This window comes from Streptomyces sp. NPDC001068 (assembly GCF_042897315.1).
In the GTDB taxonomy this organism is placed as follows: Bacteria; Actinomycetota; Actinomycetes; order Streptomycetales; family Streptomycetaceae; genus Streptomyces.
On sequence record NZ_JBIAYD010000009.1, the window covers coordinates 1 to 22,155 of the forward strand.

Sequence of the window (22,155 nt, forward strand, 5' to 3'; positions counted from 1 at the left end):
TGGATGCGCCCGAACCTCTTCGCCAACACCCCCGACATCCTGCACGCCTACCTCCAGCACGGCCACCGTCCCGCCTTCGAGGTCCGCGCGGTCCTCGCCGCCACCCTCTCCCCCACCTGGGGCATCTACAGCGGCTACGAACTCTGCGAGAACACCCCCCTCAAGGACGGTAGCGAGGAATACCTCGACTCCGAGAAATACCAGCTCAAACCCCGCGACTGGACACGCGCCGGCACCGAGGGCATCGCCCCCCTCATCACCCGCCTCAACACCGTCCGACGCGCCCATCCCGCGCTCCGCCAGCTGCGCAACCTGGTCTTCCACGCAACGGACAACGACTCCGTCATCGCGTACAGCAAGCGCGCGGGGGCCGACACGGTCCTGGTCGTCGTCAACCTCGATCCGCACCACACCCAGGAGGCCACGGTCTCGTTGGACATGCCGCGACTCGGCCTGGACTGCGGCGCCGCCCTGTCCGTGCGGGACGAACTGACAGGTGAGACCCACGCGTGGGGCAGGACCAACTACGTGCGCCTGACCCCCGGCCGGGCACCGGCGCACGTGTTCCAGGTAGGGCGACCGACACCAGCGAACGGAGGACCCAGCGCGTCATGACTGTCAACGACCCCGTCCCGGACACCTTCGAGGACACTCCCGCAAAGGACCGGGACCCGGAGTGGTTCAAACGCGCCGTGTTCTACGAGGTCCTCGTCCGTTCCTTCCAGGACAGCGACGGCGACGGCATCGGCGACCTGAAGGGCCTCACCTCCAGGCTCGACTACCTCCAGTGGCTGGGCGTCGACTGCCTCTGGCTGCCGCCGTTCTTCAAGTCGCCGCTGCGGGACGGCGGTTACGACGTCTCGGACTACACCGCCGTCCTCCCCGAGTTCGGCGACCTCGCCGACTTCGTCGAGTTCGTGGACGCCGCCCACCAGCGCGGCATGCGCGTGATCATCGACTTCGTCGTCAACCACACCAGCGACCAGCACCCGTGGTTCCAGGAGTCCCGCAAGGACCCCGACGGGCCCTACGGCGACTTCTACATGTGGGCCGACGACGACAAGCAGTACCAGGACGCGCGGATCATCTTCGTCGACACCGAGGTCTCCAACTGGACCTTCGACCCGGTGCGCGGTCAGTACTTCTTCCACCGCTTCTTCTCGCACCAGCCGGACCTCAACTACGAGAACCCCGCGGTGCAGGAGGAGGTCCTGGCCGCGCTGAGGTTCTGGCTGGACCTGGGCATCGACGGCTTCCGGCTGGACGCGGTGCCCTACCTGTACGCGCAGGAGGGCACCAACTGCGAGAACCTGCCGGCCTCCCACGAGTTCCTGAAGCGGGTCAGGCGCGAGATCGACGCGATGTACCCGGACACCGTGCTGCTGGCCGAGGCGAACCAGTGGCCGGAGGACGTCGTCGACTACTTCGGCGACTACGCCAAGGGCGGGGACGAGTGCCACATGGCGTTCCACTTCCCGGTCATGCCGCGCATCTTCATGGCCGTCAGGCGGGAATCGCGCTACCCGGTCTCGGAAATCCTCGCCAAGACCCCGGCCATCCCGTCCGGCTGCCAGTGGGGCATCTTTCTGCGCAACCACGACGAGCTGACCCTGGAGATGGTCACCGACGAGGAACGCGACTACATGTGGGCCGAGTACGCCAAGGACCCGCGGATGCGCGCCAACATCGGCATCCGCCGCCGGCTCGCCACCCTCCTCGACAACGACCGCAACCAGATCGAGCTGTTCACCGCCCTGCTGCTGTCCCTGCCCGGCTCGCCGATCCTGTACTACGGCGACGAGATCGGCATGGGCGACAACATCTGGCTCGGTGACCGAGACGCCGTCCGCACGCCGATGCAGTGGACCCCCGACCGCAACGCCGGATTCTCCACCTGCGACCCGGGCCGGCTCTACCTGCCGACGATCATGGACCCGGTCCACGGCTACCAGGTCACCAACGTCGAGGCCTCCATGTCGTCGCCGTCCTCGCTGCTGCACTGGACGCGCCGGATGATCGAGATCCGCAAGCAGAATCCCGCCTTCGGACTGGGCACGTTCACGGAGCTGCAGTCGTCCAATCCCGCCGTGCTCGCGTTCCTGCGGGAGTACGAGGACGATCTCGTCCTCTGTGTGCACAACTTCTCCCGGTTCGCCCAGCCCACCGAACTCGACCTGAGGGTCTACGACGGCCGCCATCCGGTCGAGCTGATCGGCGGGGTGCGGTTCCCGGCCATCGGCGAGCTGCCGTATCTGCTGACCCTGGCCGGCCACGGCTTCTACTGGTTCCGGCTCCCCCGAGTCGCCTCCTCCGTCGGCCGCGGGCGCTGATCGTGCGGAGCCGAGGAAAGGACGCGTCACCATGACGAAGACCGTCGACCTCCCCCGGTCCACGGCGACCACCGGTCTGGACCGGCCACTGGCCTCGCTCGGCGGCCTGCTGCGCGACTGGCTGCCCCGGCAGCGCTGGTTCGCGGGCAAGGACCGGCCCGTCACGGATCTCTCCGTGCTCTCCCTGACCGAGCTCTTCCCCGGCTGTCTGCATCTCCTCGTGCACGCGGACCACTCCCCCGGCGGCGACAGCGCCCCCTCCGGTGACTGCTACCAGCTGCTGCTCGGCGTGCGCGAGCAGCGCACGCCCCGGCTGGAACGGGCGTACATCGGCCGGGCCGTGGAGGGCCCGCTGGCCGGACTCGCCGTGTACGACGCCCTGCAGGACCCCCGCGCGGCCGAACTGCTGCTGGAGCGGCTGCGGATGCCCGGCACGGTCGGACCACTGCGTTTCGAGACGGCCCCGCGGATCCGCATACCGGGAGGCCTCGCCCCCCGGCTGCTGACCGCGGAGCAGTCCAACTCCTCGCTGGTGTACGGCGACTCCTACATCCTCAAGGTGTTCCGGCGGATCCAGTCCGGCGTCAACCCGGACCTGGAGGTGCCCGGGGCGCTGGCCGCGCAGGGCTGCGCCCGGGTGCCCGCACCGGTGGCCTGGTTCAGCACCACCGAGCCGAGCCCGGCGACCCTGGGGGTGTTGCAGCCCTTCCTGCCGGACGCGGCCGACGGGTGGACCCTCGCCCTGCGCGCGCTGGCGGCCGGGGACGACTTCGCCACCGAGGCGCACGAGCTGGGCCGGGCCACGGCGGACGTGCACGTCGCGCTCGCCGCCGCCTTCCCGTCCGCCGTCCACGACGGCCACGGGCACACCGCCGAGGCCATGTCCGCGCGGCTGGCGGAGGCCGCGCAGGCGGTGCCCGCGCTGCGCCCGTACGTCCCGGGGCTGCGGGGCGCCTTCGACGCGCTCGCCAGCTGCGACGCGGGTCCGGAGGCGCAGCGGATCCACGGCGACCTGCATCTCGGGCAGGTGCTGCGGGCGGACCGCGAGTGGTTCGTCATCGACTTCGAGGGCGAGCCGTCCCGGCCGCTCGCGGAGCGGCGCAGCACCCAGTCCCCGGTGCGGGACGTGGCCGGCATGCTGCGATCCTTCGACTACGCGGCCCGGCAGCGCCGGCCCTGGCGCCCGGAGTGGGCCCGCCGCTGCCGGGAGGCCTACTGCGCGGGTTACGCTGCGCGGGCCGGCTGGGATCCGCGGAAGAAGCACGCGTTGCTGCGCGCCCACGAGACGGACCGCGCGGTGTACGAGGTGGTGTACGAAGCCCGGCACCGGCCGGCCTGGCTTCCGGTTCCGATGGCCGCGATCGAGCGGCTCGCCCGCTGGGGAGGCTGACCTGATGGCCCTGCGCGACTCCTTGCTGCCCGAGCCCTCCGGCCCGTCCCGGCCCGCGGCCCCGCCGCTGGACGCCGACGACCGGGGACGCCTGCTGGCGGGCGCCCATCACGACCCGCACGCCCTGCTGGGCGCCCACCCGGTGGACGGGGGCACCCTGGTCCGCGCGCTGCGCCCGCACGCCCGTGCGGTGAGCGTGCTCGTCGACGGGGTGCGCAGCCCGCTGGTCCCGGAGGACGACGGACTCTTCGCCGCCGTGCTCCCGTACGCCGAACTCCCCTCGTACAAGCTCCTCGTCACGTACGGCGACGACAACGACGATGTCGACGGCCACGGCGACGGCGACGAGCTGGAGGTGGACGATCCGTACCGCTTCCCGCCGGCGCTCGGCGAGTTCGACCTGCACCTGATCCGTGAGGGGCGGCACGAGCAGCTGTGGAAGGCGCTCGGCGCCGAGCCGATGACCCATGACGGGGTGACCGGCACCCGGTTCACGGTGTGGGCGCCGAACGCCCGAGGCGTGCGGGTGGCCGGGGACTTCACGTGCTGGGACGGCACGCAGTACCCGATGCGCTCACTGGGCGCGGCCGGGGTGTGGGAACTGTTCCTGCCGGGCGTCGGCGAGGACGCGCGGTACAAGTTCGAGATCACCTCCCGGCACGGCGGCCGGTTCCTCAAGTCCGACCCGATGGCCCGCCGCACCGAGGTGCCGCCGGCGACCGCGTCGATCGTGTCGGTCTCCCGCCACGAATGGGGTGACGCCGACTGGATGGCGCACCGGGGTGACACGCCGGTGCACGAGGCCCCGTTCTCGGTCTACGAGGTGCACCTGCCGTCCTGGCGCCCCGGCCTGACCTACCGCGAGCTGGCCGAGGAACTCCCCGCGTACGTGCGTGACCTGGGCTTCACCCACGTCGAGTTCATGCCGGTCGCCGAGCACCCCTTCGGGGGGTCCTGGGGCTACCAGGTCACCGGGTTCTACGCGCCGACCTCACGGCTCGGCACCCCCGACGACCTCAGGTTCCTGATCGACGCCCTGCACCGGGCCGGCATCGGGGTGATCATGGACTGGGTCCCGGCCCACTTCCCGAAGGACGACTGGGCGCTGGCCCGCTTCGACGGGGACCCGCTGTACGAGCCCGGGGACGAACGCCGGGCCGAGCACCCGGACTGGGGGACCTACGAGTTCGACCTGGGCCGGACGGAGGTGCGTAACTTCCTGGTGGCCAACGCGGTGTACTGGTGCGAGGAGTTCCACATCGACGGGCTGCGGGTGGACGCGGTCGCCTCGATGCTCTACCTCGACTACTCGCGGGACTCGGGCCAGTGGACGCCGAACGTGTTCGGCGGGCGCGAGGACCTCGCCGCGGTGGCGTTCCTCCAGGAGATGAACGCGACCGTGTACCGGCGGGCACCCGGCGTGGTGACCATCGCCGAGGAGTCCACCGCGTGGGACGGGGTGACCCGGCCGACCGACAGCGGCGGGCTGGGGTTCGGCCTGAAGTGGAACATGGGCTGGATGCACGACTCGCTGCAGTACATGGCCCACGAGCCGGTCCACCGCAGGTACCACCACGACGAGATGACCTTCTCGATGGTGTACGCCTACAGCGAGAACTACGTGCTGCCCATCTCCCACGACGAAGTCGTGCACGGCAAGCAGGCGTTGGTGTCGAAGATGCCCGGCGACTGGTGGCAGCAACGCGCCAATCACCGCGCCTATCTGGGCTTCATGTGGGCCCATCCCGGCAAACAGCTGCTCTTCATGGGGCAGGAGTTCGCCCAGGGCGGCGAGTGGTCCGAGGCCCACGGCCCCGACTGGTGGCTGCTGGACCCGGCCTACGGCGCCGAGGCCGACCACCGGGGTGTCCGGGATCTGGTCCGCGATCTCAACTCCGTGTACCGCGCGCACCCCGCGCTGTGGCAGCGGGACACCGATCCGGCGGGTTTCCAGTGGGTCGTGGGGGACGCGGCCGAGGACAACGTCTTCGCCTTCCTGAGGTTCGATGCCGAGGCCCGGCCGCTGCTCGCGGTGTCCAACCTCTCCCCCGTGGTCCGTCCCGACTACCGGTTGACCGTGCCCGGGAGCGCCGTCGTCTGGCGCGAGATCCTCAACACCGACAGCGCGCGGTACGGCGGCGGGGACGTCGTCAGCCGGGGGCCGCTGCTGGCCGACGAGGGCGCCGTGCGGCTGACGCTGCCGCCGCTGGGCACCGTGTGGCTGGAGCCCGTCGCCCCGTAGGCCGCCGAGGGGGCCGTCACGTGTCCGGGGGCCCGGGCCGGGGCAGTTCGGGGTGAAAGACCCCGCCGCGCCCGGTCGCGGCCCGGCCGGAGGGCGGTCCTCGGTGCTGCGTACCGTCGGAGTGGAGGAAGAACTCCTGCTGGTCCACCCGGACAGCGGGGAGCCGATGTCCCGGTCGGCGGCCGTCCTGGAGCGCGCCGCGGTGGACGACCCCGGGCAGGGCGTGTTCCAGAAGGAACTGTTCGAACAGATGCTGGAGCTGGCCACCAGCCCGCATCTCCACATGGCGGACCTCGGCGCGGAGATCGCGCGCTGCCGCAAGGAGGCGGCCCGGCTGGCCGGTGAGATCGGCTGCGCGGTGGCGGCGCTCGCCACCTGCCCGCTGCCGGTGACGCCCGCGCTCACCGCGCACGAGCGGTACCGGTGGATGGCCGGGCGGTTCGGCAGTGCCACGCTGGACCAGTTCGTGTGCGGCTGCCATGTGCACGTGTCGGTGGAGTCCGACGAGGAGGGCGTCGCCGTCCTGGACCGGCTGCGGCCGTGGCTGCCGGTGCTGCGCGCGCTCAGCGCCAACTCGCCGTTCTGGCAGGGCCGGGACTCCGGTTACGCCAGTTTCCGCGGCCGGCTGTGGGCGCGCGGCCCGTCGGCGGGTCCCACCGAGCTGTTCGGCTCGGCGCAGGGGTACCGGCGCCGGGTCGCGGACATGGTGGCGAGCGGGGTCATCCTCGACTCGGGGATGGTGTACTTCGACGCCCGGCTGGCGGTGCACTACCCGACGGTGGAGATCCGGGTGGCCGACGTGTGCCTGCGGGCGGAGACCACCGTCCTGATCGCCACGCTGGCCCGGGCCCTGGTGGAGACGGCGGCCCGCGACTGGCGGGCCGGCCGGCCGCCGCTCGACCACAGTGTGAGCATGCTGCGGCTGGCCTCCTGGCAGGCCGCCCGCTCCGGCCTCGACCAGGAGCTGCTCGATCCCGCGACCATGCGGCCCCGGCCGGCCGCCGAGGTGGTGGGCGCGCTCCTGGCGTACACCGCGGAGGCGCTCGCCGGGAGCGGGGACACGAGCGGCGTGGAGGAGGCCGTGGCACAGCTGCTGCACCGGGGGACCGGAGCCGGGGAGCAGCGCTCGCTGCTGGAGCGCACGGGCAGCCTGCGGGACGTCGTCGTCGAGTGCGTGCGCCGCACCCAGGGCTGACCTCCGGTCATCCCGCTCCGTCGCCCCTTCGGTATCCGTCTTGTCGTCCGGGGGATACGAGTTGACCGTTCCTGACACGGGCCGCCCTCCCCTGGGCTAGATTCGACCCGCTCGACAACAGTACCGATCGGGAGGGTCACCCTCCGTACAATCTGGAGCAGCGCATGCGCGACTACGCCCTCGCTCCGACTACCGCTTCGACCCTGGCCGGCGGGCTCGCCGACAGCGTCTTCGAGACGGCGGACCGGAACCCGACCCTGCCGGTGCTGGCGCGCCGGCCCGATACCGCCGCCGTGGGCTGGGAGGAGATCACCGCGGTCGAACTCCGCGACGAGGTGGTCGACCTGGCCAAGGGTCTGGTCGCTTCGGGTATCTCACCCGGTCACCGGGTGGCCGTGATGGCGCGGACCCGCTACGAGTGGACCGTGTTCTGCCTCGCGCTGTGGTCGGTGGGCGCCGAGGTGGTGCCGATCCATCCGACCTCCGCCCGGGACCAGGTCGAATGGATCCTGCGGGACGCCCGCTGCGTGGCCGTGGTGGTCGAGGACGAGCTGGCGGTGATGACCGTCGGCACGGTGTGCCAGGGCCTGCCCGGGCTCAAACACGTCTGGCAGCTGGACGCGGGGGCGCTGCCCGCGCTGGTGCAGCAGGGCGCGTTCGTCCCGCTGACCACGGTGGAGTCGCTGCGCCGGATCGTGATGCCGGACTCAACGGCGGCGATCACCTACACCTCGGGCACCTCGGGCCGTCCGCTCGGCTGCGCGCTGAGCCACCGCAGCCTGGCCTACCCGTGCGACACCCTGCTCGCGGGCTGGGGGCACACCGCCGCCCCTGCCGGCGAACAGGCCTCCGTACTCGCGTACCTGCCGTTCTCGCACGTGTACGGCCTGATGGTGATGGTGCTGTGCCTGCGGGGCGGGGTCCTGATGGGTCACGAGCCGGAGATGACGGAGGGCGCGCTGGCGTCCGCGCTGCGCAGCTTCCGGCCGACCTATCTGTACGCCGTGCCGTCGGTCCTGGAGAAGCTCTACAAGACCTTCCTGCGCACCGCCCACCAGCACGGCCGGGGCGCCCTGTTCGAGCGCGCCGCGGACACCGCGCGGGACTTCGCCACCGCCCAGGAACGGCAGCGGCTGGGCACCGGCGCCGGGCCGGGGCTGGACCTGCGGCTCCAGCACGCCCTGTACGAGCGCACGGTGTACCGCAAGCTGCGGTCCGTGCTCGGCGGGCGGGTGCTGCGCGCCACCTCGGGCGGGTCCTCGCTCAGCCGTGAACTCACCCTGTTCTACGAGGGCATCGGGATCCTCGTGCACGACGGCTACGGCCTGACCGAGTCCAGCGGCGGGATCACGATGCAGCCGCTGGGCCGCGAGAAGTCCGGCACGGTCGGCCAGGCGCTGCCCGGCACCCAGATCCAGGTCGCCGACGACGGCGAGATCCTGGTCCGCGGGCCGTCGGTGTTCCAGGGGTACGTGGGTGACGACTACGCGACCCGGGCCGCGCTGCGCGGTGGCTGGCTGGCCACCGGGGACATCGGCCGGCTCGACCCCGAGGGCTATCTGACCATCACCGGCCGCAAGAAGGACGTCATCGTCACCAGCAGCGGCAAGAGCGTGGCACCGGCCCCGCTGGAGCAGCGGCTGCGGATGCATCCGCTGGTGCACCAGGCGGTGGTGGTCGGCGACGACCGGCCCTGCGTGGGTGCCCTGATCACGCTGGACCCGGAGTTCCTGACGCACTGGCGGGGTGCCCTGTCGCTGCCGGGCGACTCGGCGGGCCGCGAGACGCGCGAGGAGAACGCGTTGCGCGAGGAGATCGCCCGGGCCATCGCGTCCGCCAACAGCGCGGTGTCCCGCTCCGAGTCGATCCGCGTCTACCGGGTGCTCCAGGAACCGTTCGCCCCCGGCAACGGCATGCTCACGCCCTCCCTGAAGCTCCGCCGGGACGCCATCGCGCACCATTACGCGGCCGAGATCGAGGCCATGTACCAGGCCCGGACGCGCGCCGCCCGCCGGACGGGCCCGGCGGAGCCCGCCGACTGGGACGAACCGGACGACGTGTTCCGCTGAACCGGGGACGCGTATACGCGGCGGCAGGGGGAACTCGCCGCGATGGGGAGATCCGACAGCAGTGACGGCCCTGATCCCCGAGGGCCGGGAGAGACGACATGGCGACCGGGCCAGCGCGCGACCACAGCCGCTCCACGGAGGAGACCCTCGAACGGACAGTCTCCTTCCCCGGCGAGCTGCCCAACGTCACCGGTGCCCGGCTGGCCGCGGACGGCTACCTGGCCGAACTCTCCCGCACCTCGCCGCCCACCGCGCCCGAGTGCTGGGACGACATCCTGCTGGTGGTGACGGAGCTGGCCGCGAACGTCGTCCAGTACGCGCCGGGGCCCTTCGAGCTGCGGATGCGGCGCACGTACGACGGCGTGCACTTCACCATGCACGACACCAGTCAGGTCCAGCCCGAGCCGCGGCCCTTCCATCCGCGGCACGGCGGCGGCGGAGTCGGCTGGCACCTGCTGCACACCCTGTGCGACCAGGTCAGCGTGGTCGTCACCGAGACCGGCAAGGACATCCACGTCTTCCTGCCCTGGTGAGCAGCGGATCCCGGCCACGGTGAGCGGCCGTCCCGGTCACTCGGGACGGTGCGCGACCACCCCGAACATCGTCACCGACATGTGCAGCGCCCCCCGCCCGGCGGCCTCGGTGAGGTCGGCGTACAGGGTGTCCCGCTGCAGCTCGGTGAGGGCACCGGCGGTGACGGCGGCCTCCCCGAGCATGCGGATAAGCGGCCAGGCGACCGTGCGGTGGTCCTGGAGCAGGGCCTGCGAGCCGCGGTCGTCCACCACGAAGCCGGCCGCGCTGAGCTGACCGACCAGGCGGCGCCCCGAGTAGGGGTTCGCGCCCTGCAGGGCGACCCCGGTCAGCGCGTGCACGACCGCCGGGTCGCCAGGGTGCAGCACGGTGGTCCCCCAGTCGGTGTCCAGCAGCGCCACCCGCCCGCCCGGCCGCAGCACCCGGGCCATCTCGGCGACGGCCCGGTCGGGGTCGGTCAGGTGCTGGAGCACCCGCTCGCACCACACCAGGTCCATGGAACCGTCCGGCACCGGCAGCGCGGCCGCCTCGCCGTGCATGAAACGGACCCGGCTCCCCGGCGACCGCTCCTCGGCGACCGCCCGCAGGCTCGGATTGGGTTCGACGCCGACGGCGACCCCGTCCGGGCCCAGCGCGGCGGCCAGGACCCGGGTCTGCGAACCGGTGCCGGAGCCGATGTCGAGCAGCCGCTCGCCGGGCCGTATCGCCAGCGACTCCTCGGCCCAGGCACGCAGTCGCCGTACTCCCGGATTGGCGTCCTGGGAGTCCAGGGCGCCGACCAGCGGGGTCACGCGGTCGGGGTCGATGTGCCGCTTCTGGAAGCCCGTTCCGGGCTGGATCTGCGCCATGGCGGGCACTCTACTGGCGTACGTGATCGTCGTGGACGACCTTGCACCGGACGGAAGTGCGACGCATATCCGTGCGACAGCCGGTTACTCCTCTTGATCGAGGGGCATGCTGGAGCCCATGCGTTCGTCTGCCTGCGCCGCCCGGCTGGCGGAACGGCGCCGGGCACGGTGGGATCGGACTGGTGCGAGGCAGGCGTTCCAGGGCATGCGAACGGCGTGACCCGGGCCCCTGGAGCAACGGAAAGGGATGGACACCGTGACACGACCCAGGATCCTCGTGGTGGGCGCAGGCTTCGCCGGAGTGGGGTGCGTCCGCCGCCTCGAACGCAGACTCGGCCCCGACGAGGCCGACGTCACCCTGGTGTCGCCGACCTCCTACCAGCTCTATCTGCCGCTGCTGCCGCAGGTCGCCTCGGGGGTGCTGACACCGCAGTCGATCGCCGTCTCGCTGCGTCGCAGCAGGAAGTACCGCACCAGGATCATCCCGGGCGGCGCGATCGGCGTGGACCTCAAGTCCAAGGTGTGCGTGGTCCGCACCATCACCGACCAGCTGGTGAACGAGCGGTACGACTACATCGTGCTGGCCCCGGGCAGCGTCACCCGTACCTTCGACATCCCGGGTCTGACCGAGCACGCCTTCGGCATGAAGACCCTCGCCGAGGCCGCCTACGTCCGTGACCACGTCATCTCCCAGCTGGACCTGGCGGACGCCAGCGACAACCCCGCGGAACGGGCCGCGCGGCTGCAGTTCGTGGTGGTCGGCGGCGGATACGCGGGCACCGAGACCGCGGCCTGCCTGCAGCGGCTCACGCACGCGGCGCTGCACCGGTACCCGAACCTGGACCCGAAGCTGATCAGGTGGCACCTGATCGACATCGCGCCGAAGCTGATGCCGGAACTGGGCGACAAGCTCGGCCGCAGCGCCCAGGAGATCCTGAGCCGCCGCGGAGTGGAGATCTCCCTCGGGGTGTCGATCGAGAAGGCGGGTCCCGAGGAGGTCACCTTCACCGACGGCCGGGTGGTGCCCACCCACACCCTGATCTGGACGGCGGGTGTGGTGGCCAGCCCGCTGATCGCCACCCTGGGCGCGGAGACCGTCCGGGGCCGGCTCGCGGTGAACGCCGAGATGACCCTGCCGGGCCAGGACGGCGTGTTCGCGCTCGGCGACGCGGCCGCCGTACCGGACGAGGCGAAGCACGAGCCGGGCGCGGTCTGCCCGCCGACCGCGCAGCACGCCATGCGGCAGGGCAAGGTGGCCGCCGACAACGTCATCGCGACCCTGCGGGGCCAGGCGCTCCAGCCCTACGTGCACAAGGACCTCGGGCTGGTGGTCGACCTCGGCGGCAAGGACGCGGTCTCCAAGCCGCTGGGCATCGAACTGCGGGGGCTGCCCGCCCAGGCGGTCGCCCGCGGCTACCACTGGTCGGCGCTGCGCACCAACGTGGCCAAGACCAGGGTGGCGACCAACTGGCTGCTGAACGCGCTGGCCGGCGACGACTTCGTCCGCACCGGCTTCCAGTCCCGCAGGCCCGCCCGGCTGAAGGACTTCGAGTACACGAACACGTACCTGACACCGGAGCAGGTCCGGGCCCGTGCCGAGAGTCCCGGCGACGTCACCGCCTGACGCCGGGCGCGGCCGGTGAGCACGGCGGGGCGTGCCGGGCCCGGCACCGCGGGACGGTCGCTGCCCGCGGAGCTCCGCGGACGGCTCGCGGCGGCCGATCCCGGGCTGCTCCGTCTCACCGCGGGCCTGCGGACGGTTCTCGCCATCACGCTCACGCTCGTCGTGCTCGCGGCCCTGCGGCTCGACGTGTCGCATCTGGTGGCGGGGGCCATCGCGGCGATGGTCGCGACGTTCGCGATCCGGGAGAAGGGGCTCGCGCAGCAGGCCGTCACGCTCGCCCTCGGCCTGCCGGTGGCGCTGGCCTCCATGTCCCTGGGCGCCCTGCTCAACCAGCGGGTCGTCATCGGTGACCTGTTCTTCGTGGCGCTCATCTTCTGCGCGGTCTACAGCCGCCGGTTCGGCGACCGGGGCACGGCGCTCGGGCTGATCGGGTTCCAGATCTACTTCGCCTCGCTGTTCGTGCACGCCACCGTGCCCATGCTGCCGGAACTGTACGTCGTGATCACGGTCGCCTTCGGCGGCGCGGCCCTGGCCCGTTTCGTGCTCGTGCCGCAGACCCCGGCCGGCGTCCTCGACCGGCTGCGGCGCGCCTTCCGGGGCCGGTTCGCCCAGCTGGTCGCCGCGCAGGCGGAGTTGCTCGACGCGGAACCGGACGAGCTCGACAAGGCCGTGGAGGAGGTCCGGGTCAGGACCGCCCGGCTGCACGAGACGGCGCTGCTGATCCAGGGGCGGCTCGAGGACGGCACCTCCGACGAGGCGGTGGCCCGGCTGGTGCAGCGCCGGATCGCGGACGCCGAGATCGCCGCCGAGCGGCTCGGGCTGATGCTGCTCACCGCGCGCAGCGCCCGGCGGGCCGACACGCTCACCCTGCATCTGCCGGGGGCCCACCTGCCCTCCGCGGCCCCGCTGCCGGTCCGGGACCAGGCGCTGGACCAGCTGCGCCTGGACCTGGAGGCGCTGCGGCTACTGGTGCTGCGGCCGCCCGGCCCGCGGTCCGGGACCGCGCTGTCCCAGGTCCGCAACCGGCTGCTCGGCTACCGCGAGGAGGAGAACCTGCCCCTCGCGGAGCCCGCCGTGCAGGACGTCTTCCGGGGGGTGGGCGAGGCCGCCCGCGCCGTCATGGGGCTGCGGATCGCGCTGGACGGGCCACAGGACGAATCCGACGACACCCCGGCCACCGCCAGGTCCCGCGAGGAACTCGACGCCGAGGACGCGGCGATCGAGGTCGCCGAGGAGGAAGGCGGGACCGAGGAGCCGAGCGGACTGCACCGGCCCACCACGCGGGCGGCGGTGCAGGTGGCCGTCGGCTCGTCGCTGGCGATCGTGGGCGGCGAGTTCCTGTCCGCCCAGCGCTGGTACTGGGCGGTGCTGACCTGCTGGATCGTGTTCCTGAACACCGCGTCCACCGGCGAGATCCTGGTGAAGGGCTACCGACGGCTGCTCGGCACGGTCCTCGGCGTGGTGGCCGGCATCGGACTGGCCGGGCTGGTCGGGCACCACACCTGGACCGCGTTCGCGCTGGTCCTGCTGTTCGTCTTCGCGATGTTCTACTCGGCGCCGCTGTCGTACACCCTCATGTCGTTCTTCGTCACGGCGATGCTGGGTCTGCTGTACACGCTGCTCAACACGTACAGCCTGGACGTCCTGGTGCTGCGGATCGGGGAGACGGCGCTCGGCGCGCTGTGCGGGGTGATCGCGGCGGCGGTGGTGCTGCCGGTGCACACCGGCCGCCGCACCGACGAACTGCTCGTCACCACGCTGGACCGGCTGGCCGACGTGACCCGGGCCGCCGCCGACCAGTTGAGCGGGGCGCCGCCCGCCGATCTGGTGGAGAAAGCCCGTGACCTGGACCAGGCGCTGGCCGACCTGCGGGCGGCGGTGCAGCCACTGACGCATCCGATCACCCCGCTGCGGTCCCGCCGGGACACCGCCCGCTATGTGGTGGCGCTCCTGGAGACCTGCGCCTATCACGCGCGGTCCCTCGCGGCGACCGCCGAGTTGCTGCCCACCCATCCCGCGATCGCGGCCGATCCGCGGCTGCGCGGGGCCGGACGGCGGATCGTGCACAACATCGAGGCGATCGCCGCCCAGGTGGACGGCGAGCGGCCGGCCGGGGAGATCGAGACCGGCCCCAGCATCGCGGCGATGCTGGAGCCGGGTACGCTGCGCGCCCCGCGCTACGGGCGGGTCACCGACCGGGTGCTGCGTCACCTGCAGCGTCTCGACGAGGCGGTGACGGGTCTGGCCCGGCCCCTGGACGTGCCGGTCCGGCCGCGCCCCGTCTGACGTCCGGCCGGGGTCACTGCCGGCCGAGGGCCTGGCTGCGGACGCGGGCGCAGCTGCGGCTGATGAGGCGGGAGACGTGCATCTGGGAGATGCCCAGGTGTTCGGCGATGCGGCTTTGGGTCATGTCCTCGAAGAAGCGCATGTAGAGGATGGCGCGTTCGCGTTCGGGGAGCAGCCGCAGCCCTTCCTTGGCGGCCTCGCGGTCGATGACGGTGTCGTAGGAGCCGTCGGTGTCGCCGAGGGTGTCGGCGAGGTTGTAGCCGTCCTCGCCCATGGACAGTTCGGCGTCCAGGGACAGGGTGGAGAAGCTTTCCAGGGCCTCCGTTCCGGCGTTGACCTCGTCCTCGGTCAGGCCGGTGTGGGCGGCGAGGTCGGCGACGGAGGGCTGTGGGCTGCCCGGGGTCTCGGTGAGTTCGCGGAGGGCGACGCGGACGCGGTTGCGGAGCTCCTGGACGCGGCGGGGGACCCGCAGGGCCCACATCCGGTCGCGGAAGTGCCGTTTGACCTCGCCGGTGATGGTGGGTACGGCGTAGCTCTCGAAGGCGCCGCGGGAGGGGTCGTAGCGGTCGACGGCCTTGACCAGGCCGAGGGCGGCGACCTGGCGCAGGTCCTCCACGGACTCGCCGCGGTCGCGGAAGCGGCCCGCGATGCGGTGTGCCATCGGCAGCCAGGCGGCGACCAGTTCGTCGCGCAGGGCCTCGCGTTCGGGGCCGTCGCCGAGGGCGGCGAGCCGGGCGAACCTGGACGCGGTGTCGGGGGCGTCGTCGTGCGGACGCCGGGGCGGGGTGGGCGTGCCGTGGCCGGACGTGCGAGAACGGTTGTTCGACAAGTCGGTGAGCATGCGGACTCGATCCTGAACGGTGGGTTCCAGGGCATCACCGGAACGTGGTTCCGGGACTCGACCCCGAACTGCGGTGTCAGAGTCGCCGCGGGAACACCGCCCGGACCGCTGTGCGGGCCGGGGGCGATGGAGCTGCTCCCACTGGCGCGCGCCTCCGGTCCGAAGCACGACACTCCGCCTGCCCCTTGACGCCGGACGCAAACACCGCGGGGAGGATTCGGGGTCGCCGGCTCGGCCTGACGGCGCGGCGCGGTCGGTCCGCGTCTCAGCCCAGCGGCACGACGGCGGTGATGCGCTTGCCCCCGCGGGGCAGTCCGGCGACCTCCACGTCACGGGCCAGCCGGCAGACGATGGGCCAGCCGCGTCCGCCGGGACGGCCGCGCTCGTCCGGGACCCGGTCGGCGACCGGCAGCGCGTCGCTTCGGTCGCTGACCGACACGCGTACCGCGCGGGCGTCGACGTCCACGTCGAAGCCGGTGATCCCGCCGCCGTGCAGGATCGCGTTGGTGGTCAGCTCCGAGGTGACGAGCAGGGCGTCGTCGAGGGCCTCCGCGGCGCACGGCACGGCCTGTCGCGCGACCTCGCCGCGGACCGCTCTGCGGGCGTCGGACGGGCGCAGCGAGGGCCGGCGGCACTCGGTCGGTATCACCGCTGGTTCGGTCCGGAACGTCTCGTGCATCCCTTCGCTCCCTGACTGGTGGACCGGTGTGGATCGGCGGGCCCGTCGGTACGGGCCTTCCCCCTTCGCCTCACCGGCAGGAGCGCCGCCAAACACATCCGGGGGCGGCAAGGGCTTCCCCGAGTGAAACGGGTCACGTAGCCTGTTCCCGGGTACCTGAGAAGGCCCTGGATGGTTTAGCGTTCATCCATACGTGGTCGAGGAGTCGACGGCAGGTCCTCCCCGCACCACCGTTTGACGGCCCTGGCTGGCCTCCCCCGTCCAGCCAGGGCTTTTTAACGCCCGGACGCCGGTGACAGACGATTCTCATGCCCTTCGAGGTGCCCGGCGCGGCGGCAGCGGCTGAAATGGGCGTAGGGAATGCCCCCGTACCCTCGCCGGCGAGGAGCCCCGCGCCATGACCAAAGCCATCAAACTGCTGACCGCGCTGCCGCAGGCGCAGCGCGAGCGCCTCATGGAACTGGCGGAGGAGGTCTCCTTCCCCGAGGACGCCCGCATCTTCGAGGCCGGGGGCACCGCGGACCGGTTCTGGGTGATCCGCTCGGGCGCGGTCAACCTGGACCAGGAGGTGACCTCCCACAAGCGGGTCACCGTCGCCACCCTGGGCGCCGGCGACCTGCTCGGCTGGTCATGGCTGTTCCCGCCGTACGCCTGGGACTTCGGGGCGGTGGCCTTCAGCCAGGTGCGGGCCTACGAGTACGACGCGGCGGCCGTGCTCGCGCTGTGCGTGGAGGATCCGCTGCTGGGGCTGTCGCTGGTGCGGACCGTCGCCGAGATCCTCGCCAGCAGGCTGGAGGTCACCCGGGGCAAGCTGCTGGACGCGTACGTGGGCCGACGGCCCGCCTAGGGCCTGCCGGCGTCGCGAGCCGGTGAACCCTTCCGGTCGCGGCACCAGCGGTCAGACGCGGTAGCGGCGCAGGGCGGGCGCGACCGCGGCGAGCACCAGCATCACCGCCACGACCAGCAGCCCACCGCCCGCGACGGCCGCACGCGGCCCGAACGCGGACCCCATGGTCCCGTGCAGCACGTCGGCCAGCCGTGGGCCGCCCGCGACCACCACCGTGAACACGCCCTGCATCCGGCCGCGCATCTCGTCGGTCGCGGCGGACAGCAGGATCGCGCCCCGGAAGACCATGGAGACCATGTCGGCGACGCCGGCGGCGGCCAGGAAGGCGACCGCCACCCACAGGTTGCGGCTGAGCCCGAACCCGGCGACGGCCGCTCCCCAGCCGACGACCGCGCCGATCACCATCCAGCCGTGCCGGCGGGCCCGCGAGAACGTGCCGGAGAAGAGCCCGCCGAGCACCGCGCCGACGGGGATCGCGGCGAACAGCAGGCCGAGTGCCAGCCCTTCGCCCCACGAGCCGAAGGTCTCCGCCGCCAGCTGCGGGAACAGGGCGCGCGGCATGCCGAAGACCATCGCGATGATGTCGGCCACGAACGACAGCAGCAGCACCTTGTGCATCGAGATGTACCGGAATCCCGCCACCACCTCCCGCACCCCGGCCCGGCGGGCCGCCGCACGGGCCAGCGGCGGCAGGGCGGGCAGCCGGTACACCGCCCACACCGTGACGCACAGCGCCAGCGCGTCGATCAGGTACAGCTCGGGCAGGCCGATGACCGGGATCAGGGCACCGGCCAGCAGCGGCCCGATCACCTGACCGGTCTGCATGACCGTCGAGCCGAGGGCGTTGGCCGCGGGCAGCTGGCCCTCGGGGACCAGGCGGGCTATGGAGGCGGTGCGGGCGGGGGCGTTCAGGCCCCAGAACGCCTGCTGCACGGCGAGCAGGACCATCAGCGCGGCCACCGATTCCATGCCGGTGACGGCCTGGAGCCAGAACAGCAGCGAGGTGACGGCGATGCCGCAGTTGGTGACCAGCAGCAGCTTGCGGCGGTCCATCGCGTCGGCCACCGCGCCGCCCCACAGGGCGAAGACGATGAGCGGCAGCAGTCCGGCGAGGCTCGCGGCGCCGACCCAGGCCGAGGACCCGGTGATGTCGTAGATCTGCTTGGGCACGGCCACCGCGGTGAGCTGGCTGCCGACCGAGGTGACGATCGTCGAGGTCCACAGCCGGCGGTAGGCCGGGACGGCCAGCGGGCGGGTGTCCATCGCCCAGCGTCGCCAGCCCTGCCGTGGCGGGGGCGGGGACGCCGTGGTGTCCTCGGGGGGCTGTATGCCGGACTGGGTGCCGCTCTCGCTGGTGTCCACGGAGTTCCTGGTGTCCTGGTCCTCTTGGTGCTCACTACATCTTTCGACTGCAGGATCACTATCCCAGCAACTTCCGCGACCGCCGAACCAGCCGTCTCGGGATCCGGCCGCACCCGAGGCCCTGAGCGTCAGGATCCGGCCACCAGCATCACGCCGAGCCCGATCATGGTGAGGGCCACCAGAGCGTCCAGCACCCGCCAGGCGGCCGGGCGGGCGAGGTACCGGCCGAGCAGCCGGGCGCCGAACCCGAGGGCGGCGAACCAGCACAGACTGGCCAGCGCGGCGCCGATGCCGAAGGTCCAGCGCAGGTCGCCGCGGTCGGCGGCCAGGGAGCCGAGCAGGAAGACGGTGTCGAGGTAGACGTGCGGGTTCAGCCAGGTCATGGCGAGGCAGGTGAGCACGGCCCGGCGCCGCGAACCGGCCGCCCCGCCCTCGGTGCGCAGCCCGCCGCCGCCCGGCCGCAGGACCCGGCGGGCGGCCAGGACGCCGTAGCAGAGCAGGAAGGCGCCGCCGACCAGGCCGACGGCGCGCACCGCGCCGGGCCACGCCACCACCAGCGCGCCCACCCCGCCGACACCGAGCGCGATCAGGGCGGCGTCGGACAGGGCGCAGATCCCGACGACCACGAGGACCGCGTCCCGGCGGATGCCCTGGCGCAGGACGAAGGCGTTCTGGGCGCCGATGGCGACGATGAGCGAGAGGCCGCTGCCGAAACCGGCGGCAGCCGCGGCGAGGGTGCTGGACATGCCCTCGACCGTAAGGAAGCGATCTCTGGACGTACAGCTAAAGATTCTTACGTACCCTTAGCGCTGCTGCAGAAGGGAGGGGAGTCGGTGGAGCTTCCTCTCGACCAGGTCCGGACACTGCTCGCGGTGGTGGACGAGGGCACCTTCGACGCGGCGGCCGCGGCCCTGCACGTGACGCCCTCGGCGGTCAGCCAGCGGGTCAAGGCGCTGGAGCAGCGGACGGGCCGGGTTCTGCTCCGGCGCACCAAGCCGGTGCGGCCGACCGAGTCGGGCGAGGTGCTGGTCCGGTTCGCCCGGCAACTGGTCCGGCTGGAACGCGACGCGCGCGGCGAGCTGGGCATGCGCGGTGCCGGGGAGCCGACCAGGGTGACGGTCGCGGTCAACGCGGACTCACTGGCCACGTGGTTCCTGGGCGCGCTCGACGGCATCCCGCACGTCTTCGTCGAACTGCGCCGGGAGGACGAGGAGCACACGGCCGCGCTGCTGCGCGAGGGGCTGGTGATGGCCGCGGTGACCTCGTCGGCGGACGCGGTGCCCGGATGCTCGGTGCGGGCGCTGGGGCGGATGCGGTATCTGCCGGTGGCCGCACCGGAGTTCGCGGCGGAGTTCGCCGGGGAGCCGCTGGTGGAGGCGCTCGCCGGTGCGCCGGTGATCGTGTTCGACCGGGTCGACGACTTCCAGGACGGGTTCGTACGACGGCTGGGCGGCACGGGTGCGAGTGCGCTGCGGCACTACGTGCCCACGTCGGAGGGGTTCGTGGACGCGGTGACGGCGGGGCTGGGGTGGGGGATGGTGCCCGAGGTGCAGGCCGCGCCGCGGTTGCGGGAGGGGCGGCTGGTACGGCTGGGCGGGCCGGAGCTGCGGGTGGACGTGCCGCTGTACTGGCAGCAGTGGAAGCTGGACTCGCCGGCTCTGGGCGCGCTGGCGGATTCGGTGGTGCGGACGGCCGGGGGTGCGTTGCGCCGGCCCTGAGGGGTCCGTGGACGGCGTGTTCACAGGGAGCGTTCGGCACTCTCCAGGAGCATCTCCAGTGCCGTCGGATAGGCGCTGGTCACCATCGTCCTCGCCAGCAGGGGGGCCGCTTCCGCGATGCGCGGGTGGGTGGCGGCCGGCAGGCGGGCGTAGGTCGAATGCCACTTGGCCTCGTCCGCCCGCTGGGAGTCCGCCGGCAGGGTCAGGGAGGCCGCGTCCAGTGCCGCGAACGCCAGCGTCTGGTCGATGAAGGCGTGGTAGACGCGGACCGTCTCCGCCAGCGGGAAGCCGGCCGTGCGCAGGACGTCCAGGATCGCCTCGTCCGCGGCCAGTTCCTGCGCCCGGCCGGTCACCCGGTTCGCCGTCAGCAGGGCCGCCTGCGGATGGGCCAGGTACTCCGCGTGGATGCGCAGGCCGATCCCGCGCAGGTCGGCGCGCCACTCCCCCGTGGGCGCCCAGCCGGCCAGTGCCTGCCCGATCAGGGCGTCGCCGATCGCCAGGGTCAGGTCGTCCATGCCGCGGAAGTAGCGGTACAGGGTGCTGGGGTCGCAGTCCAGGGCCAGGCCCAGGCGGCGGGCGGTGAGGCCCGCGCTGCCGTGTTCGCGCAGCAGCCTGAGGGCGGTCGCCACGATCAGCCCCTCGGACAGCACGGTGCCGCCGCGGGTGGGCCGGCGCCGGCGGCGCTTCTCCTCCGGTACGACCGGTTTGGGCATCGGGCGCTCTCCCTGGGTCCGTGCGCCGAGGACGCTGTCATGCCGGCGCTCTCGTGCCGACGTTCTCGTGCCGGCGCTCTCGTGCCGACGTTCTCGTGCCGGCGCTCTCGTGCCGACGTTCTCGTGCCGGCGCTCTCGTGCCGGTGCTCTTATGCCAACGCCATTGACCTTATGCCATGGTCCGGCGTTTGATTCCCGCCGGGCGCCCCCGTACCCGGCCTCGCACACTGTTCGAGAAGGAGAATCCGCCATGCGTGTACTGCTCGTGGGAGCCGGTGGTGTGGGCACCGCCGTCACCCGGATCGCCGCCCGCCGCCCGTTCTTCGAGGTGATGGTGGTCGCCGACTACGACCCGGCCCGCGCCGAGGCGGCCGTGGCCGCCGTCGGCGACGACCGGTTCCGCGCGGAGCGGGTCGACGCCTCGGACGAGGGCGCCGTGACCGCCCTGCTGGCCCGGCACGGCTGCGACGTGCTGCTCAACGCCACCGACCCGCGCTTCGTGATGCCGCTGTTCCGCGCCGCCCGCGCGGCCGGCGCCGGCTACCTCGACATGGCGATGTCGCTCTCCCGCCCGCACGCCGAGCGGCCGTACGAGGAGTGCGGCGTGAAGCTGGGCGACGAGCAGTTCGCGCGGGCCGGGGAGTGGGAGGAGGCCGGCGCGCTGGCGCTGGTCGGGATGGGCGTGGAGCCGGGGCTCTCCGATGTGTTCGCGCGGTACGCGGCCGACGAACTCTTCGACGAGATCGAGGAGATCGGCATCCGCGACGGCGCGAACCTGACCGTCGACGGCTACGACTTCGCGCCCTCCTTCAGCATCTGGACCACGATCGAGGAGTGCCTCAACCCGCCGGTCGTCTACGAGAAGGACCGCGGCTGGTTCACCACCGCACCCTTCAGCGAGCCGGAGGTGTTCGACTTCCCGGAGGGAATCGGACCGGTGGAGTGCGTCAACGTCGAACACGAGGAGGTGCTGCTGGTGCCCCGCTGGGTGGACGCGCGGCGGGTCACCTTCAAGTACGGGCTCGGCGGCGAGTTCATCGACACGCTGAAGACGCTCCACCTGCTCGGCCTGGACAGCACCACGCCGGTGACCGTGCCCGGCCCGGGCGGCCCGGTCGCGGTCTCGCCGCGGGACGTGGTCGCCGCTTCGCTGCCCGACCCGGCGACCCTCGGCGACCGGATGCGCGGCAGGACCTGCGCGGGCACCTGGGTGCGCGGCGTCAAGGACGGGCGGCCGCGCGAGGTGTATCTCTACCACGTCGTCGACAACGAGTGGTCCATGGCGGAGTACGGTTGTCAGGCCGTGGTGTGGCAGACGGCCCTCAACCCGGTCGTCGCCCTCGAACTCCTGGCCACCGGCGCGTGGTCGGGCTCGGGCGTCCTCGGTCCGGAGGCGTTCCCGGCCCGCCCGTTCCTCGACCTGCTGACCGAGTACGGCTCGCCCTGGGGCCTGCGCGAGCAGTGACCGCCCGCGAATTTT

17 protein-coding genes and 1 pseudogene are annotated in these 22,155 nt (G+C 72.5%); 12 read left to right on the forward strand and 6 right to left on the reverse strand.

Going from position 1 to position 22,155, the window contains the following annotated elements; translation table 11 throughout:
• The 7 genes and pseudogenes from ACFY3I_RS24735 to ACFY3I_RS24765 form a co-directional block, all read left to right on the forward strand.
• Positions 1–615: pseudogene (locus tag ACFY3I_RS24735) on the forward strand (alpha-1,4-glucan--maltose-1-phosphate maltosyltransferase); the annotation flags it as partial.
• Positions 612–2,330 carry a maltose alpha-D-glucosyltransferase gene (gene treS / locus ACFY3I_RS24740; RefSeq protein ID WP_390862730.1) on the forward strand — a complete coding sequence of 573 codons (1,719 nt, stop codon included), beginning with the start codon at positions 612–614 and terminating at the stop codon, positions 2,328–2,330. The pseudogene ACFY3I_RS24735 and the gene treS, both read left to right, overlap by 4 nt.
• A 31-nt stretch (positions 2,331–2,361) precedes the next feature.
• Positions 2,362–3,720, forward strand: a complete 1,359-nt coding sequence (locus ACFY3I_RS24745) for a maltokinase (RefSeq protein WP_390862731.1) — start codon at positions 2,362–2,364, stop codon at positions 3,718–3,720.
• 4 nt (positions 3,721–3,724) lie between these two features.
• Positions 3,725–5,962: a 1,4-alpha-glucan branching enzyme gene (gene glgB / locus ACFY3I_RS24750; RefSeq protein WP_390862732.1), complete on the forward strand. Its 2,238-nt coding sequence runs from the start codon at positions 3,725–3,727 to the stop codon at positions 5,960–5,962.
• A 106-nt stretch (positions 5,963–6,068) separates the two neighbouring features.
• Positions 6,069–7,157: a glutamate--cysteine ligase gene (locus tag ACFY3I_RS24755; protein ID WP_390863319.1), complete on the forward strand. Its 1,089-nt coding sequence runs from the start codon at positions 6,069–6,071 to the stop codon at positions 7,155–7,157.
• A gap of 164 nt (positions 7,158–7,321) precedes the next feature.
• Positions 7,322–9,226 (forward strand): AMP-dependent synthetase/ligase, encoded by a 1,905-nt coding sequence (locus ACFY3I_RS24760; protein ID WP_365296604.1) that lies wholly within the window; start codon positions 7,322–7,324, stop codon positions 9,224–9,226.
• A 98-nt stretch (positions 9,227–9,324) separates the two neighbouring features.
• Positions 9,325–9,759 carry an ATP-binding protein gene (locus ACFY3I_RS24765; RefSeq protein WP_365296605.1) on the forward strand — a complete coding sequence of 145 codons (435 nt, stop codon included), beginning with the start codon at positions 9,325–9,327 and terminating at the stop codon, positions 9,757–9,759.
• Positions 9,760–9,795: 36 nt separating this feature from the next.
• Here the strand turns inward: ACFY3I_RS24765 and ACFY3I_RS24770 are convergent, their stop codons facing one another.
• Positions 9,796–10,605, reverse strand: a complete 810-nt coding sequence (locus tag ACFY3I_RS24770) for a methyltransferase domain-containing protein (RefSeq protein ID WP_390862734.1) — start codon at positions 10,603–10,605, stop codon at positions 9,796–9,798.
• A gap of 247 nt (positions 10,606–10,852) precedes the next feature.
• Between ACFY3I_RS24770 and ACFY3I_RS24775 the strand changes: the two genes are divergently transcribed.
• Positions 10,853–12,229, forward strand: coding sequence for an NAD(P)/FAD-dependent oxidoreductase (locus ACFY3I_RS24775; protein ID WP_365296608.1), 1,377 nt, complete (start codon positions 10,853–10,855; stop codon positions 12,227–12,229).
• Between the two features lie 60 nt (positions 12,230–12,289).
• The gene (locus ACFY3I_RS24780) at positions 12,290–14,515 is read left to right on the forward strand and encodes an FUSC family protein (RefSeq protein ID WP_390863320.1); all 2,226 of its coding nucleotides are present in this window, start codon (positions 12,290–12,292) and stop codon (positions 14,513–14,515) included.
• A gap of 13 nt (positions 14,516–14,528) precedes the next feature.
• On the opposite strand, the gene ACFY3I_RS24785 is transcribed toward ACFY3I_RS24780, so the two are convergent.
• Both ACFY3I_RS24785 and ACFY3I_RS24790 read right to left on the reverse strand, forming a co-directional pair.
• Positions 14,529–15,356 (reverse strand): SigB/SigF/SigG family RNA polymerase sigma factor, encoded by an 828-nt coding sequence (locus ACFY3I_RS24785; protein WP_390862736.1) that lies wholly within the window; start codon positions 15,354–15,356, stop codon positions 14,529–14,531.
• Between the two features lie 265 nt (positions 15,357–15,621).
• Positions 15,622–16,035 (reverse strand): ATP-binding protein, encoded by a 414-nt coding sequence (locus ACFY3I_RS24790; protein WP_390862738.1) that lies wholly within the window; start codon positions 16,033–16,035, stop codon positions 15,622–15,624.
• Between the two features lie 397 nt (positions 16,036–16,432).
• Between ACFY3I_RS24790 and ACFY3I_RS24795 the strand changes: the two genes are divergently transcribed.
• Positions 16,433–16,882, forward strand: coding sequence for a cyclic nucleotide-binding domain-containing protein (locus tag ACFY3I_RS24795; protein ID WP_365296616.1), 450 nt, complete (start codon positions 16,433–16,435; stop codon positions 16,880–16,882).
• 51 nt (positions 16,883–16,933) lie between these two features.
• Here the strand turns inward: ACFY3I_RS24795 and ACFY3I_RS24800 are convergent, their stop codons facing one another.
• Positions 16,934–18,244, reverse strand: a complete 1,311-nt coding sequence (locus tag ACFY3I_RS24800; protein ID WP_365296618.1) for an MFS transporter — start codon at positions 18,242–18,244, stop codon at positions 16,934–16,936.
• A 128-nt stretch (positions 18,245–18,372) separates the two neighbouring features.
• The gene (locus ACFY3I_RS24805) at positions 18,373–18,990 is read right to left on the reverse strand and encodes a LysE/ArgO family amino acid transporter (protein ID WP_390862740.1); all 618 of its coding nucleotides are present in this window, start codon (positions 18,988–18,990) and stop codon (positions 18,373–18,375) included.
• A gap of 87 nt (positions 18,991–19,077) precedes the next feature.
• Between ACFY3I_RS24805 and ACFY3I_RS24810 the strand changes: the two genes are divergently transcribed.
• The gene (locus tag ACFY3I_RS24810) at positions 19,078–19,962 is read left to right on the forward strand and encodes a LysR family transcriptional regulator ArgP (RefSeq protein WP_390862742.1); all 885 of its coding nucleotides are present in this window, start codon (positions 19,078–19,080) and stop codon (positions 19,960–19,962) included.
• Between the two features lie 20 nt (positions 19,963–19,982).
• Here the strand turns inward: ACFY3I_RS24810 and ACFY3I_RS24815 are convergent, their stop codons facing one another.
• Positions 19,983–20,675, reverse strand: a complete 693-nt coding sequence (locus tag ACFY3I_RS24815; protein WP_390862744.1) for a TetR/AcrR family transcriptional regulator — start codon at positions 20,673–20,675, stop codon at positions 19,983–19,985.
• 250 nt (positions 20,676–20,925) lie between these two features.
• Between ACFY3I_RS24815 and ACFY3I_RS24820 the strand changes: the two genes are divergently transcribed.
• Positions 20,926–22,140, forward strand: a complete 1,215-nt coding sequence (locus tag ACFY3I_RS24820; protein WP_390862745.1) for a saccharopine dehydrogenase family protein — start codon at positions 20,926–20,928, stop codon at positions 22,138–22,140.
• The last annotated feature ends 15 nt before the right edge of the window (positions 22,141–22,155 follow it).